14 protein-coding genes and 1 pseudogene are annotated in these 14,490 nt (G+C 52.3%); 7 read left to right on the plus strand and 8 right to left on the minus strand.

All coding sequences use genetic code 11. From position 1 onward, the window contains the following. Positions 1–156: 156 nt before the first annotated feature. Both fieF and cpxP read right to left on the minus strand, forming a co-directional pair. Complete coding sequence (gene fieF, locus BHE85_RS10965) at positions 157–1,059, minus strand: CDF family cation-efflux transporter FieF (RefSeq protein WP_001076735.1); 903 nt, start codon at positions 1,057–1,059, stop codon at positions 157–159. 147 nt (positions 1,060–1,206) lie between these two features. Further along, on the minus strand, positions 1,207–1,707 hold the full coding sequence (gene cpxP, locus BHE85_RS10970; RefSeq protein ID WP_001223800.1) for a cell-envelope stress modulator CpxP: 501 nt from the start codon (positions 1,705–1,707) through the stop codon (positions 1,207–1,209). A gap of 149 nt (positions 1,708–1,856) precedes the next feature. On the opposite strand from cpxP, the gene cpxR reads away from it, so the two are divergent. Together cpxR and cpxA are read left to right on the plus strand one after the other, a co-directional pair. Further along, positions 1,857–2,555: an envelope stress response regulator transcription factor CpxR gene (gene cpxR, locus BHE85_RS10975; RefSeq protein ID WP_001033722.1), complete on the plus strand. Its 699-nt coding sequence runs from the start codon at positions 1,857–1,859 to the stop codon at positions 2,553–2,555. Then, a complete protein-coding gene (gene cpxA / locus BHE85_RS10980) occupies positions 2,552–3,925 on the plus strand; it encodes an envelope stress sensor histidine kinase CpxA (protein WP_000580417.1) in 1,374 nt (457 codons plus the stop codon). The genes cpxR and cpxA overlap by 4 nt, the downstream gene beginning before the upstream one ends. A 105-nt stretch (positions 3,926–4,030) precedes the next feature. Here the strand turns inward: cpxA and yiiM are convergent, their stop codons facing one another. The 3 genes and pseudogenes from yiiM to sodA form a co-directional block, all read right to left on the minus strand. After that, the gene (gene yiiM / locus BHE85_RS10985; RefSeq protein ID WP_001270260.1) at positions 4,031–4,705 is read right to left on the minus strand and encodes a 6-hydroxyaminopurine reductase; all 675 of its coding nucleotides are present in this window, start codon (positions 4,703–4,705) and stop codon (positions 4,031–4,033) included. A 148-nt stretch (positions 4,706–4,853) separates the two neighbouring features. Next, positions 4,854–5,838 (minus strand): annotated as a pseudogene (gene kdgT, locus BHE85_RS10990) (2-keto-3-deoxygluconate transporter). A 259-nt stretch (positions 5,839–6,097) separates the two neighbouring features. Then, positions 6,098–6,718, minus strand: a complete 621-nt coding sequence (sodA, locus tag BHE85_RS10995; protein ID WP_001297064.1) for a superoxide dismutase [Mn] — start codon at positions 6,716–6,718, stop codon at positions 6,098–6,100. A gap of 283 nt (positions 6,719–7,001) precedes the next feature. On the opposite strand from sodA, the gene rhaT reads away from it, so the two are divergent. Beyond that, on the plus strand, positions 7,002–8,036 hold the full coding sequence (rhaT, locus tag BHE85_RS11000; RefSeq protein ID WP_000063524.1) for an L-rhamnose/proton symporter RhaT: 1,035 nt from the start codon (positions 7,002–7,004) through the stop codon (positions 8,034–8,036). Here the strand turns inward: rhaT and rhaR are convergent. Next, positions 8,033–8,881, minus strand: a complete 849-nt coding sequence (rhaR, locus tag BHE85_RS11005) for an HTH-type transcriptional activator RhaR (protein ID WP_001298410.1) — start codon at positions 8,879–8,881, stop codon at positions 8,033–8,035. The two genes, rhaT and rhaR, sit on opposite strands and share 4 nt — an antisense overlap. A gap of 73 nt (positions 8,882–8,954) precedes the next feature. Beyond that, positions 8,955–9,791: an HTH-type transcriptional activator RhaS gene (gene rhaS, locus BHE85_RS11010; RefSeq protein ID WP_000217137.1), complete on the minus strand. Its 837-nt coding sequence runs from the start codon at positions 9,789–9,791 to the stop codon at positions 8,955–8,957. A gap of 287 nt (positions 9,792–10,078) precedes the next feature. On the opposite strand from rhaS, the gene rhaB reads away from it, so the two are divergent. From rhaB to rhaM, 4 genes are all read left to right on the plus strand, one after another. Continuing rightward, positions 10,079–11,491: a rhamnulokinase gene (rhaB, locus tag BHE85_RS11015; protein WP_039064338.1), complete on the plus strand. Its 1,413-nt coding sequence runs from the start codon at positions 10,079–10,081 to the stop codon at positions 11,489–11,491. Then, entirely contained in the window at positions 11,488–12,747 is a 1,260-nt protein-coding gene (gene rhaA / locus BHE85_RS11020) for an L-rhamnose isomerase (RefSeq protein WP_039064337.1), read from the plus strand. Before rhaB ends, rhaA begins: the two co-directional genes overlap by 4 nt. A 266-nt stretch (positions 12,748–13,013) precedes the next feature. After that, positions 13,014–13,838: a rhamnulose-1-phosphate aldolase gene (gene rhaD, locus BHE85_RS11025; RefSeq protein WP_001179770.1), complete on the plus strand. Its 825-nt coding sequence runs from the start codon at positions 13,014–13,016 to the stop codon at positions 13,836–13,838. 9 nt (positions 13,839–13,847) lie between these two features. Next, positions 13,848–14,147 carry an L-rhamnose mutarotase gene (gene rhaM / locus BHE85_RS11030; protein ID WP_000619504.1) on the plus strand — a complete coding sequence of 100 codons (300 nt, stop codon included), beginning with the start codon at positions 13,848–13,850 and terminating at the stop codon, positions 14,145–14,147. A 10-nt stretch (positions 14,148–14,157) separates the two neighbouring features. Here the strand turns inward: rhaM and BHE85_RS11035 are convergent. Next, the coding region (locus BHE85_RS11035) for an IS1 family transposase (RefSeq protein ID WP_069673502.1) at positions 14,158–14,490 on the minus strand (333 nt) is incomplete at its 5' end.

A 14,490-nucleotide genomic window follows, 5' to 3' on the forward strand; every position in this document is an offset into this window, starting at 1 on the left:
AAAATGAAATCTGTTGCCGGAAGTCTTCTTGCACATCGAAGTGATCCAACGAATGTGCAAATAGTATAACAATCACTTCCTGCTGAATTGATTCAGGTCAGGCCAAATGGCGGTATTTTATACACAAAATGCGGGTCTGGCTCTCTTTTATACTGATTATGAAAGCATAGACCGTTTACCCTCCCTGGGTACGACGGAACAGGGGTCCTGATGGATAATTACATCCGATCCCGGAAAACGCCGTAAAATAGCCTGCTCTACCTGATCCGCCACCATATGTGCCTGAACCAAAGGCAGAGAGTCTTCCATTTCCAAATGAATCTGAATAAAGCGGGTCGGCCCTGACTGCCGCGTGCGAAGATCGTGAGCGCCGCTAACACCCGGCCAGGAAGTCACGATATCAATAATTTCTTGCCGTTCCTCATCAGGCAATGCGCGATCCAGTAATGACTGTACCGCCTCATATCCCATGCGTAACGCGCTATATAAAATATAGATGCCGATTCCCAATGCAAACAGAGCATCGGCGCGATGCCAGCCGTACCAGGACAACCCCAGCGCCAGCAGAATTGCGCCGTTCATCATAACATCAGACTGGTAATGTAGCATATCAGCCCGCACCGCCTGGCTTTGCGTCCGGCGCACCACCCAACGCTGAAACGAGACAAGGATAATCGTACAAATTAGCGCCACAATTGTCACGATAACCCCGACGCCTGGATCTATCATCGGTGTTGGAGATATCAGATGTTGAATACCCGTCAAAAACAGGAATAGTGCCGAACCGGAGATAAACATACTTTGCGCCAGCGCCGCGAGGGACTCTGCTTTACCGTGACCAAACGAGTGATTATCGTCGGCAGGTTGCAGGGAATATCGCACCACCAGTAAATTCGTCAACGACGCGCCGATATCCACCAGCGAATCCACCAGCGCGGCGAGAATACTCACCGACCCGGTATACCACCATGCAAAAATTTTAATCAGCAATAGCAACGAAGCCATCGCCGTCGCAGCAATCGCCGCCCGACTGACCAGCCGTCCATAAGATTGATTCATAAATACTCCCGCTATCAACTGACGCTAGTATAACGGAAGCAAATCATCTGCAATGCATTAAGCAGCAGGCAAATTGAGGATAAAAAAAACCCCACATCATGTGGGGGAAGACAGGGATGGTGTCTATGGCAAGGAAAACAGGGTTTACTACTGGGAACGTGAGTTGCTACTACTCAATAGCTTCAACGATGAACTTTTTTGCCATTGCGTCACGTCACGCAACTGCTCCATTCGTTGTTGATGTTTCTCGTTTAAAACCGCTTGCTGCTCCGGCGTTAACAGGCGATACATTTGGTTGCGGACTTTTGCCATCTCAACCTGACGAGCAATTTGCTCATTCGCCATTTTTTCTGCCTGTGCGCGCACAGCGTTTTCATCAAAATTTTCTGCGGTGACAAGGCGATGCATTGTCTCCAGTTCGCTAACATTAACAGGAGGCTGTTCGTGCCGGGCCTGTTGCATAAGATCTCGCATCTGCTGACGCTGATGTTCGGTTAAACTTATGCCGTCGAACATATGGCTCTGCGTACTGCGCTGCGTAAGTTCTTCACCCGGATGCCAGTTATCGCCTGAACCGACTTCAGCAGCGTGGCTTAATGAACTGACTGCCAGCGTTGAAGCCATGACGGCAGCGGTAACTATGCGCATCATTTGCTCCCAAAATCTTTCTGTCGCGATTCAACGATAGAGAGTTTACGATTCAGGCTGCAAACATGCGTCAGGGGGTGTAAAACAACGTAAAGTCATGGATTAGCGACGTCTGATGACGTAATTTCTGCCTCGGAGGTATTTAAACAATGAATAAAATCCTGTTAGTTGATGATGACCGAGAGCTGACTTCCCTATTAAAGGAGCTGCTCGAGATGGAAGGCTTCAACGTGATTGTTGCCCACGATGGGGAACAGGCGCTTGATCTTCTGGACGACAGCATTGATTTACTTTTGCTTGACGTAATGATGCCGAAGAAAAATGGTATCGACACATTAAAAGCACTTCGCCAGACACACCAGACGCCTGTCATTATGTTGACGGCGCGCGGCAGTGAACTTGATCGCGTTCTCGGCCTTGAGCTGGGCGCAGATGACTATCTCCCGAAACCGTTTAATGATCGTGAGCTGGTGGCACGTATTCGCGCGATCCTGCGCCGTTCGCACTGGAGCGAGCAACAGCAAAACAACGACAACGGTTCACCGACACTGGAAGTTGATGCCTTAGTGCTGAATCCAGGCCGTCAGGAAGCCAGCTTCGACGGGCAAACGCTGGAGTTAACCGGTACTGAGTTTACCCTGCTCTATTTGCTGGCACAGCATCTGGGTCAGGTGGTTTCCCGTGAACATTTAAGCCAGGAAGTGTTGGGCAAACGCCTGACGCCTTTCGACCGCGCTATTGATATGCACATTTCCAACCTGCGTCGTAAACTGCCGGATCGTAAAGATGGTCACCCGTGGTTTAAAACCTTGCGTGGTCGCGGCTATCTGATGGTTTCTGCTTCATGATAGGCAGCTTAACCGCGCGCATCTTCGCCATCTTCTGGCTGACGCTGGCGCTGGTGTTGATGTTGGTTTTGATGTTACCCAAGCTCGATTCACGCCAGATGACCGAGCTTCTGGATAGCGAACAGCGTCAGGGGCTGATGATTGAGCAGCATGTCGAAGCGGAGCTGGCGAACGATCCGCCCAACGATTTAATGTGGTGGCGGCGTCTGTTCCGGGCGATTGATAAGTGGGCACCGCCAGGACAGCGTTTGTTATTGGTGACCACCGAAGGCCGCGTGATCGGCGCTGAACGCAGCGAAATGCAGATCATTCGTAACTTTATTGGTCAGGCCGATAACGCCGATCATCCGCAGAAGAAAAAGTATGGCCGCGTGGAACTGGTCGGTCCGTTCTCCGTGCGTGATGGCGAAGATAATTACCAACTTTATCTGATTCGTCCGGCCAGCAGTTCTCAATCCGATTTCATTAACTTACTGTTTGACCGCCCGCTATTACTGCTGATTGTCACCATGTTGGTCAGTACGCCGCTGCTGTTGTGGTTGGCCTGGAGTCTGGCAAAACCGGCGCGTAAGCTGAAAAACGCTGCCGATGAAGTTGCCCAGGGAAACTTACGCCAGCACCCGGAACTGGAAGCGGGGCCACAGGAATTCCTTGCCGCAGGTGCCAGTTTTAACCAGATGGTCACCGCGCTGGAGCGCATGATGACCTCTCAGCAGCGTCTGCTTTCTGATATCTCTCACGAGCTGCGCACCCCGCTGACGCGTCTGCAACTGGGTACGGCATTACTGCGCCGTCGTAGCGGTGAAAGCAAGGAACTGGAGCGTATTGAAACCGAAGCGCAACGTCTGGACAGCATGATCAACGATCTGTTGGTGATGTCACGTAATCAGCAAAAAAACGCGCTGGTTAGCGAAACCATCAAAGCCAACCAGTTGTGGAGTGAAGTGCTGGATAACGCGGCGTTCGAAGCCGAGCAAATGGGCAAGTCGTTGACAGTTAACTTCCCGCCTGGGCCGTGGCCGCTGTACGGCAATCCGAACGCCCTGGAAAGTGCGCTGGAAAACATTGTTCGTAATGCTCTGCGTTATTCCCATACGAAGATTGAAGTGGGCTTTGCGGTAGATAAAGACGGTATCACCATTACGGTGGACGACGATGGTCCTGGCGTTAGCCCGGAAGATCGCGAACAGATTTTCCGTCCGTTCTATCGGACCGATGAAGCACGCGATCGTGAATCTGGCGGTACAGGATTGGGGCTGGCGATTGTTGAAACCGCCATTCAGCAGCATCGTGGCTGGGTGAAGGCAGAAGACAGCCCGCTGGGCGGTTTACGGCTGGTGATTTGGTTGCCGCTGTATAAGCGGAGTTAAACTCCGCATTTGTAGGCAGGATAAGGCGTTTACGCCGCATCCGGCATTTGAGCAGGATGCCTGATGCGACGCTGATAGCGTCTTATCAGGCCTACACTCCGGGGGTTATTTTCCCCACAACCGGCGGGAAAAATCTTCGATCTTGCCGCTCAGTCGGCGCTTTTGCATCGTCCGCGTCCAGCTTTTCGATAACCCGGCGGCGGAGAGTAAACGGTGATACTGATCGTCATCAAACGGCATATGCCATGCGATGGCGGCAGCCTCCTGCACGGTCACATCGCTGACACGGGAAACCAACTCCAGCGGCGCGTCCGCAGACACTTTCCCTGGCGCTATCACGCTATACAACCACCCCACCTTACCTGTGTTTTGCATCAACTGCGCTATATCGCTGATATCAAAATGGTAATTGAGTTTATAGCAAGGCGAGCGCGGCTGGCTGACCTGAATTAATGCCTCTCCCCAGCGGAAAATATCGCCCATATAAACATTACTTTCCGTCAGGCCGTCGGTTGAGAGGTTTTCACCAAACGCAGGCGCAACAAACAACTCCGCCTGTTCCGGAAATTCCCGCGCCCAGTAGAGATAATGCTCACGAGGATAATGACACAGCGCTCTGTCTGGCCCACCATGAACCTTTTTCTCCGCCTGCTCGTCACCTTCCAGCCCCAGCTCCGTCAGCATCAACTCACCATCAACCTGGATTTTGGCAATTGCGCTGGGTTTGCCTTCGGGATAAGCCTGAATCTTGCCTGTGTATACATCAACCGGATATCGCATCTGTTCCCTCTCCACGAGAAATTTCCCCATTAGACCATATTTATTTTATGTCAGGCGTGCTGTTTTCGCGGTAAGTATCCAGGCAGGAACTCAATAGCAAACCGGACGAACGTTAGTTCATCCGGCTGTGGGGATTAAGGAAGCAGGTTTATTTCACCGTACCTAAAATTTCGATTTTCGCTGCTCTGGCTTTGACTTTACGTGACCAGATAGAGGTAAGAATTGGCACCAGAATCGAAGTCACAATGACCGCCGTCGCTACCAGCGAAGTTGCTGCCGGAGCCATCGGTTTAAACGCAGGCACCATTTCTGCAATCAGCATAGGTGTCGCTACCGCGGCCCCTGCGGAACTGGAAGCGGCAATTCCGGCAGTGCCATCGCCACCGCCAATCAATTTATCGGCGATAATCAACGGAACACCGGTCACGATAATTACTGCCACACCCAACAGGATCCCCAGCAAACCAGTCTGGGCAATCACAGTCAAATCAATGGTATTGCCCAGCGCGAAGGCAAAGAATGGAATCAGCGTTTGCACCGCTTTGCTGAAAAATTCTCGTAATTCAGGGTCAAGGTTCCCCAGGGCAAAGCCCACCAGGAACGGTAATACTGCGCCGACGAAAACATGCGGTTCAAACGAGGCAATCCCTGCAGTGCCCAGAATAATCATCGTCATGAGCGGCCCGGACTCCAACGACATCAACACAAATGCCCCAGCTTCTTCTTTTGTGCCGTACTGCTGCATGATGGAAGCGTAAAGTCCGCCATTGGTCATATCCATCGCCGCCACCAGCGCCAGCGTTGAAAGTCCGGCAAAGAATCCAACTTCAACACCATGTTCCGGAATAATGCGCGAGGCAATTGCCGCAACCACCCACGCGACGGCAATTTTTGTTACCACCAGCGTACCGGATTTACGCAATACCGTTCCCGTCGCGCTTAATTTTATTGACGCCCCCATGCAAAAAAACCACACCGCCAGAATGGACACCGTACCGGTAATCATCCCGTTGGTGAATGATCCAAAATATTTCCCCGCCCCCGGCGAGAAGGTGTGGCACAGTGCGCCAAGGAATAGCGGGACGAGCATCATCCCCCCCCGGGATTTTCTCAATCGAGCGTTTTATCTGCATTTCCATCACCTGTCGGCATATTTTTAAGGGCTGATGCGTAATTCCTCAATGGAGCATCAGTGTTGATGGAAACGAAGATAGACATTCATTTAATCAATAAAAGTGATCAAAACCACATCAATTGAAACGCTGTTTTATTTTTATCGGATCATTGTTTTTATTTTGAAATTGATCACAAAAAAACCACCGCCGTTGGCGATGGTTCATTTTTTAAGCTGATATGCGGCGTAAACGCCTCATTGCAGCAGGCGGCAAATGATTATTTTTTCGCCGCGAAACGTGCCGCTGCTTCATCCCAGTTCACCACGTTCCAGAACTCTTTGATGTAGTCCGGACGGCGGTTCTGGAATTTCAGGTAGTAAGCATGTTCCCACACATCCAGGCCCAGAATCGGGAAGCCGGAAGCGCCAGAAATAGCTTCACCCATCAGCGGGGAATCCTGGTTAGCAGTAGAAACCACCGCCAGTTTATCGCCTTTCAGCACCAGCCATGCCCAGCCGGAACCAAAGCGGGAAGCTGCCGCTTTCTCAAATTCTGCTTTGAAGTTATCAACGGAGCCGAAGTCACGTTCGATAGCCGCTTTCAGGTCACCCTGTAAGGTGGTGCCTTTTTTCAGACCTTTCCAGAACAGGCTGTGGTTAGCGTGACCGCCAGCGTTGTTGCGCAGTACGGTTTTCTTGTCTGCTGGCAGCTGGTCCAGTTTGGTGATCAGCTCTTCAACCGGCAGGTTGGCAAATTCTGGCAGGCTTTCCAGCGCCGCGTTGGCGTTGTTGACGTAGGTCTGATGGTGTTTGGTGTGGTGGATTTCCATGGTCTGCTTATCGAAGTGCGGTTCCAGGGCATCGTAAGCATACGGCAGGGATGGCAGGGTATAGCTCATATTCATCTCCAGTATTGTCGGGCGGCCGATTGTTAATGCGCGTAAGCAGTTGGTTCATTATAGTTAATTAAATGATATTGAAAATGATTATCAATGCCGTACTTTTCGTAAGGGTATGGTTTTGCAGGAAAATTCCCGAGATGTGAAGCAAATCACCCACTTAATGCCGTGATTGCCAGTAAATCGACAACGGCGGCAACAGGCGAAAGGTTAATCGACAGCACGATTTTTACACTCATCTCGTCGGAGATGTGACGCGACGAAAAATGATGAGGATAAGAAGATGAGTAACGCGATTACGATGGGGATATTTTGGCATTTGATCGGCGCGGCCAGTGCAGCCTGTTTTTACGCTCCGTTCAAAAAAGTAAAAAAATGGTCATGGGAAACCATGTGGTCAGTTGGTGGGATTGTTTCGTGGATTATTCTGCCGTGGGCCATCAGCGCCCTGTTACTGCCGAATTTCTGGGCGTATTACAGCTCGTTTAGTCTCTCTACGCTGCTGCCTGTTTTTCTGTTCGGCGCTATGTGGGGGATCGGTAATATCAACTACGGCCTGACCATGCGTTATCTCGGCATGTCGATGGGAATTGGCATCGCCATTGGCATTACGTTGATTGTCGGTACGCTGATGACGCCAATTATCAACGGCAATTTCGATGTTCTGCTTAATACCGAAGGCGGACGCATGACGTTGCTCGGCGTTCTGGTGGCGCTGATTGGTGTAGGGATTGTGACTCGCGCCGGGCAGTTGAAAGAGCGCAAAATGGGCATTAAAGCCGAAGAGTTCAACCTGAAAAAAGGGCTGGTGCTGGCGGTGATGTGCGGCATTTTCTCTGCCGGTATGTCTTTTGCGATGAACGCCGCAAAACCGATGCATGAAGCCGCTGCCGCACTGGGCGTCGATCCACTGTATGTCGCTCTGCCAAGCTATGTCATCATCATGGGCGGCGGCGCGATCATCAACCTCGGTTTCTGCTTCATTCGTCTGGCAAAAGTGAAGGATTTGTCGCTAAAAGCCGACTTCTCGCTGGCAAAACCGCTGATCATTCACAATGTGTTACTCTCAGCACTGGGCGGGTTGATGTGGTATCTGCAATTCTTTTTCTATGCCTGGGGCCACGCCCGCATTCCGGCGCAGTATGACTACATCAGTTGGATGCTGCATATGAGTTTCTATGTATTGTGCGGCGGTATCGTCGGGCTGGTGCTGAAAGAGTGGAACAATGCAGGTCGCCGTCCGGTAACGGTGTTGAGCCTCGGTTGTGTGGTGATTATTGTCGCCGCCAACATCGTCGGCATCGGCATGGCGAATTAATCTTTCTGCGAATTGAGATGACGCCACTGGCTGGGCGTCATCCCGGTTTCCCGGGTAAACACCACCGAAAAATAGTTACTATCTTCAAAGCCACATTCGGTCGAAATATCACTGATTAACAGGCGGCTATGCTGGAGAAGATATTGCGCATGACACACTCTGACCTGCCGCAGATATTGATTGATGGTCATTCCAGTCTGCTGGCGAAATTGCTGACGCAAAACGCGCTCACTGCACGATGCCTCATCACAAAATTTATCCAGCGCAAAGGGACTTTTCAGGCTAGCCGCCAGCCGGGTAATCAGCTTATCCAGCAACGTTTCGCTGGATGTTGGCGGCAACGAATCACTGGTGTAACGATGGCGATTCAGCAACATCACCAACTGCCCGAACAGCAACTCAGCCATTTCGTTAGCAAACGACACATGCTGACTACTTTCATGCTCAAGCTGACCGATAACCTGCCGCGCCTGCGCCATCCCCACGCTACCTAAGCGCCAGTGTGGTTGCCCTGCGCTGGCGCTAAATCCCGGAATCGCTCCCTGCCAGTCAAGATTCAGCTTCAGCCGCTCCGGGCAATAAATAATATTCTGCAAAACCAGATCGTTAACGGAAGCGTAGGAGTGTTTATCGTCAGCATGAATGTAAAAGAGATCGCCACGGGTAATGCGATAAGGGCGATCGTTGAGTACATGCAGACCATTACCGCGCCAGACAATCACCAGCTCACAAAAATCATGTGTATGTTCGGCAAAAACATCTTGCGGATAACGGTCAGCCACAGCGACTGCCTGCTGGTCGCTGGCAAAAAAATCATCTTTGAGAAGTTTTAACTGATGCGCCACCGTGGCTACCTCGGCCAGAGAACGAAGTTGATTATTCGCAATATGGCGTACAAATACGTTGAGAAGATTCGCGTTATTGCAGAAAGCCATCCCGTCCCTGGCGAATATCACGCGGTGACCAGTTAAACTCTCGGCGAAAAAGCGTCGAAAAGTGGTTACTGTCGCTGAATCCGCAGCGATAGGCGATGTCAGTAACGCTGGCCTCGCTGTGACGTAGCAGATGTCGGGCCTTCATCAGTCGCAGGCGGTTCAGGTAACGCTGAGGCGTCAGTCCCGTTTGCTGCTTAAGCTGCCGATGTAGCGTACGCAGTGAAAGAGAAAATTGATCCGCCACGGCATCCCAATTCACCTCATCGGCAAAATGGTCCTCCAGCCAGGCCAGAAGCAAGTTGAGACGTGATGCGCTGTTTTCCAGGTTCTCCTGCAAACTGCTTTTACGCAGCAAGAGCAGTAATTGCATAAACAAGATCTCGCGACTGGCGGTCGAGGGTAAATCATTTTCCCCTTCCTGCTGTTCCATCTGTGCAACCAGCTGTCGCACCTGCTGCAATACGCTGTGGTTAACGCGCCAGTGAGACGGATACTGCCCATCCAGTTCTTGTGGCAGCAACTGATTCAGCCCGGCGAGAAACTGAAATCGATCCGGCGAGCGATACAGCACATTGGTCAGACACAGATTATCGGTATGTTCATACAGATGCCGATCATGATCGCGTACGAAACAGACCGTGCCACCGGTGATGGTATAGGGCTGCCCATTAAACACATGAATACCCGTGCCATGTTCGACAATCACAATTTCATGAAAATCATGATGATGTTCAGGAAAATCCGCCTGCGGGAGCCGGGGTTCTATCGCCACGGACGCGTTACCAGACGGAAAAAAATCCACACTATGTAATACGGTCATACTGGCCTCCTGATGTCGTCAACACGGCGAAATAGTAATCACGAGGTCAGGTTCTTACCTTAAATTTTCGACGGAAAACCACGTAAAAAACGTCGATTTTTCAAGATACAGCGTGAATTTTCAGGAAATGCGGTGAGCATCACATCACCACAATGAAGCAAATTGTGAACATCATCACGTTCATCTTTCCCTGGTTGCCAATGGCCCATTTTCCTGTCAGTAACGAGAAGGTCACGAATTCAGGCGCTTTTTAGACTGGTCGTAATGAAATTCAGCAGGATCACATTATGACCTTTCGCAATTGTGTCGCCGTCGATCTCGGCGCATCCAGTGGGCGCGTGATGCTGGCGCGTTACGAGCGTGAATGCCGCAGCCTGACGCTGCGCGAAATCCATCGTTTTAACAATGGCCTGCATAGCCAGAACGGTTATGTCACCTGGAATGTGGATAGCCTGGAAAGTGCCATTCGCCTTGGATTAAACAAGGTGTGCGAGGAAGGGATTCGTATCGATAGCATTGGGATTGATACCTGGGGCGTGGACTTTGTGCTGCTCGACCAACAGGGTCAGCGTGTGGACCTGCCCGTTGCTTATCGCGATAGCCGCTCCAATGGCCTAATGGCGCAGGCACAGCAACAACTCGGCAAACGCGATATTTATCAACGTAGCGGCATCCAGTTTCTGCCCTTCAATACGCTTTATCAACTGCGTGCGCTGACGGAGCAACAACCTGAACTTATTCCACACATTGCTCACGCTCTGCTGATGCCGGATTACTTCAGCTATCGCCTGACCGGCAAGATGAACTGGGAATATACCAATGCCACCACCACACAACTGGTCAATATCAATAGCGACGACTGGGACGAGTCGCTACTGGCGTGGAGCGGGGCCAACAAAGCCTGGTTTGGTCGCCCGACGCATCCGGGTAATGTCATTGGGCACTGGATTTGCCCGCAGGGTAATGAGATTCCGGTGGTCGCCGTTGCCAGCCATGATACCGCCAGCGCGGTTATCGCCTCGCCGTTAAACGGTTCACGCGCTGCTTATCTCTCTTCTGGCACCTGGTCATTGATGGGCTTCGAAAGCCAGACGCCATTTACCAATGACACGGCGCTGGCAGCCAACATAACCAATGAAGGCGGGGCGGAAGGTCGCTATCGGGTGCTGAAAAATATTATGGGCTTATGGCTGCTTCAGCGAGTGCTTCAGGAGCGGCAAATCAACGATCTCCCGGCGCTTATCGCCGCGACACAGGCACTTCCGGCCTGCCGCTTCATCATCAATCCCAATGACGATCGCTTTATTAATCCTGAGGCGATGTGCAGCGAAATTCAGGCTGCGTGTCGGGAAACGGCGCAACCGATCCCGGAAAGTGATGCTGAACTGGCGCAGCTACGCGGTGAAGATTTCTCGCAACTGCATATTGTCGGCGGCGGCTGCCAGAACACGCTGCTCAACCAGCTATGTGCCGATGCCTGCGGTATTCGGGTGATCGCCGGGCCTGTTGAAGCCTCGACGCTCGGCAATATCGGCATCCAGTTAATGACGCTGGATGAACTCAACAATGTGGATGATTTCCGTCAGGTCGTCAGCACCACCGCGAATCTGACCACCTTTACCCCTAATCCTGACAGTGAAATTGCCCACTATGTGGCGCAGCTTCACTCTACACGACAGACAAAGGAGCTTTGCGCATGACCACTCAACTGGAACAGGCCTGGGAGCTGGCGAAACAGCGTTTCGCGGCGGTGGGGATTGATGTCGAGGAGGCGCTGCGCCAACTTGATCGTTTACCCGTTTCAATGCACTGCTGGCAGGGCGATGATGTTTCCGGTTTTGAAAACCCGGAAGGTTCGCTGACCGGGGGGATTCAGGCCACAGGCAATTATCCGGGCAAAGCGCGTAATGCCAGTGAGCTACGTGCCGATCTGGAACAGGCTATGCGGCTGATTCCGGGGCCGAAACGGCTTAATTTACATGCCATCTATCTGGAATCAGATACGCCAGTCTCGCGCGACCAGATCAAACCAGAGCACTTCAAAAACTGGGGTGAATGGGCGAAAGCCAATCAGCTCGGTCTGGATTTTAACCCCTCCTGCTTTTCGCATCCGCTAAGCGCCGATGGCTTTACGCTCTCGCATCCCGACGACAGCATTCGCCAGTTCTGGATTGATCACTGCAAAGCCAGCCGTCGCGTTTCGGCCTATTTTGGCGAGCAACTCGGCACACCATCGGTGATGAACATCTGGATCCCGGATGGTATGAAAGATATCACCGTTGACCGTCTCGCCCCGCGTCAGCGTCTGCTGGCAGCACTGGATGAGGTGATCAGCAAGAAGCTAAACCCTGCGCACCATATCGACGCCGTTGAGAGCAAATTGTTTGGCATTGGCGCAGAGAGCTACACGGTTGGCTCCAATGAGTTTTACATGGGGTATGCCACCAGCCGCCAGACTGCGCTGTGCCTAGACGCCGGGCACTTCCACCCGACTGAAGTGATTTCCGACAAGATTTCCGCCGCCATGCTGTATGTGCCGCAGTTGCTGCTGCACGTCAGCCGTCCGGTTCGCTGGGACTGCGATCACGTAGTGCTGCTGGATGATGAAACCCAGGCAATTGCCAGTGAGATTGTGCGTCACGATCTGTTTGACCGGGTGCATATCGGCCTTGACTTCTTCGATGCCTCTATCAACCACATTGCCGCGTGGGTCATTGGTACACGCAATATGAAAAAAGCCCTGCTGCGTGCGTTGCTGGAACCTACCGCTGAGCTGCGCAAGCTGGAAGCGGCGGGCGATTACACTGCGCGTCTGGCACTGCTGGAAGAGCAGAAATCGTTGCCGTGGCAGGCGGTCTGGGAAATGTATTGCCAACGTCACGATACGCCAGCAGGTAGCGAATGGCTGGAGAGCGTGCGGGCTTATGAAAAAGAAATTTTGAGCCAGCGTGGGTAAACACTGCCGGATGCGGCGCGAGCGCCTTATCCGGCCTACGGGTCGGCAACAGTTGTAGGCCTGATAAGACGCGACAGCGTCGCATCAGGCATTGATTGCCGGATGCGGCACGAGTGCCTTATCCGGCCTACAGGTCGGCAATAGTTGTAGGCCTGATAAGACGCGACAGCGTCGCATCAGGCATTGATTGCCGGATGCGGCACGAGCGCCTTATCCGGCCTACGGGTCGTGCATCTGACAACACCGAATTTACAGGAACACAGAACATGCAAAACATTACCCAGTCCTGGTTTGTCCAGGGAATGATCAAAGCCACCACCGATGCCTGGCTGAAAGGCTGGGACGAACGCAACGGCGGCAACCTGACGCTGCGCCTGGATGACGCCGATATCGCGCCTTATAAAGACAACGTCCATGCACAACCGCGCTATATCCCGCTCAGCCAGCCCATGCCTTTACTGGCAAATACACCGTTTATTGTCACCGGCTCCGGCAAATTCTTCCGTAACGTCCAGCTCGATCCTGCAGCTAACTTAGGCGTCGTAAAAGTCGACAGCGATGGCGCGGGCTACCATATTCTCTGGGGGTTAACCAACGAAGCCGTCCCGACATCCGAACTCCCGGCGCACTTTCTCTCCCACTGCGAGCGCATTAAAGCCACCAACGGTAAAGATCGGGTGATCATGCACTGCCACGCCACCAACCTGATCGCCCTCACCTATGTACTGGAAAACGACACCGCGGTCTTTACTCGCCAACTGTGGGAAGGCAGCACCGAGTGTCTGGTGGTATTCCCGGATGGCGTTGGCATTCTGCCGTGGATGGTGCCCGGCACGGACGAAATCGGCCAGGCGACCGCACAAGAGATGCAAAAACATTCGCTGGTGTTGTGGCCCTTCCACGGCGTCTTCGGCAGCGGGTCGACGTTGGATGAAACATTCGGTTTAATCGACACCGCAGAAAAATCAGCACAAGTATTAGTGAAGGTTTATTCGATGGGCGGCATGAAACAGACCATCAGCCGTGAAGAGTTGATAGCGCTCGGCAAGCGCTTCGGCGTTACACCACTAGCCAGTGCGCTGGCGCTGTAAGGAGCAAACATGATCCGCAAAGCCTTTGTCATGCAGGTTAACCCCGACGCCCACGAAGAGTATCAGCGTCGGCATAACCCCATCTGGCCGGAACTGGAAGCAGTGTTGAAATCTCACGGTGCGCATAACTACGCCATTTACCTCGACAAAGCGCGTAATCTGCTGTTTGCCACGGTAGAGATTGAATCTGAAGAACGGTGGAATGCGGTAGCCAGTACTGATGTTTGCCAACGTTGGTGGAAATATATGACCGATGTTATGCCCGCTAACCCGGATAACAGCCCGGTGAGTAGCGAGCTGCAAGGGTAATGACTCCAACTTACTGATAGTGTTTTATGTTCAGATAATGCCCGATGACCTTGTCATGCAGCTCCACCGATTTTGAGAACGACAGTGACTTCCGTCCCAGCCTTGCCAGATGTTGTCTCAGATTCAGATTATGTCGCTCAATGCGCTGAGTGTAACGCTTGCTGATAACGTTCAGCTTTCCCTTCAGGCGTGATTCATACAGCGGCCAGCCATCCGTCATCCATACCACGACCTCAAAGGCCGGCAGCAGGCTCAGAAGACGCTCCAGTGTGGCCAGAGTGCGTTCACCGAAGACGTGCGCCACAACCGTCCTCCGTATCCTGTCATACGCGTAAAACAGCCA

It is taken from the genome of Shigella sp. FC1567, from assembly GCF_001743015.1.
In the GTDB taxonomy this organism is placed as follows: Bacteria; Pseudomonadota; Gammaproteobacteria; order Enterobacterales; family Enterobacteriaceae; genus Escherichia; species Escherichia coli.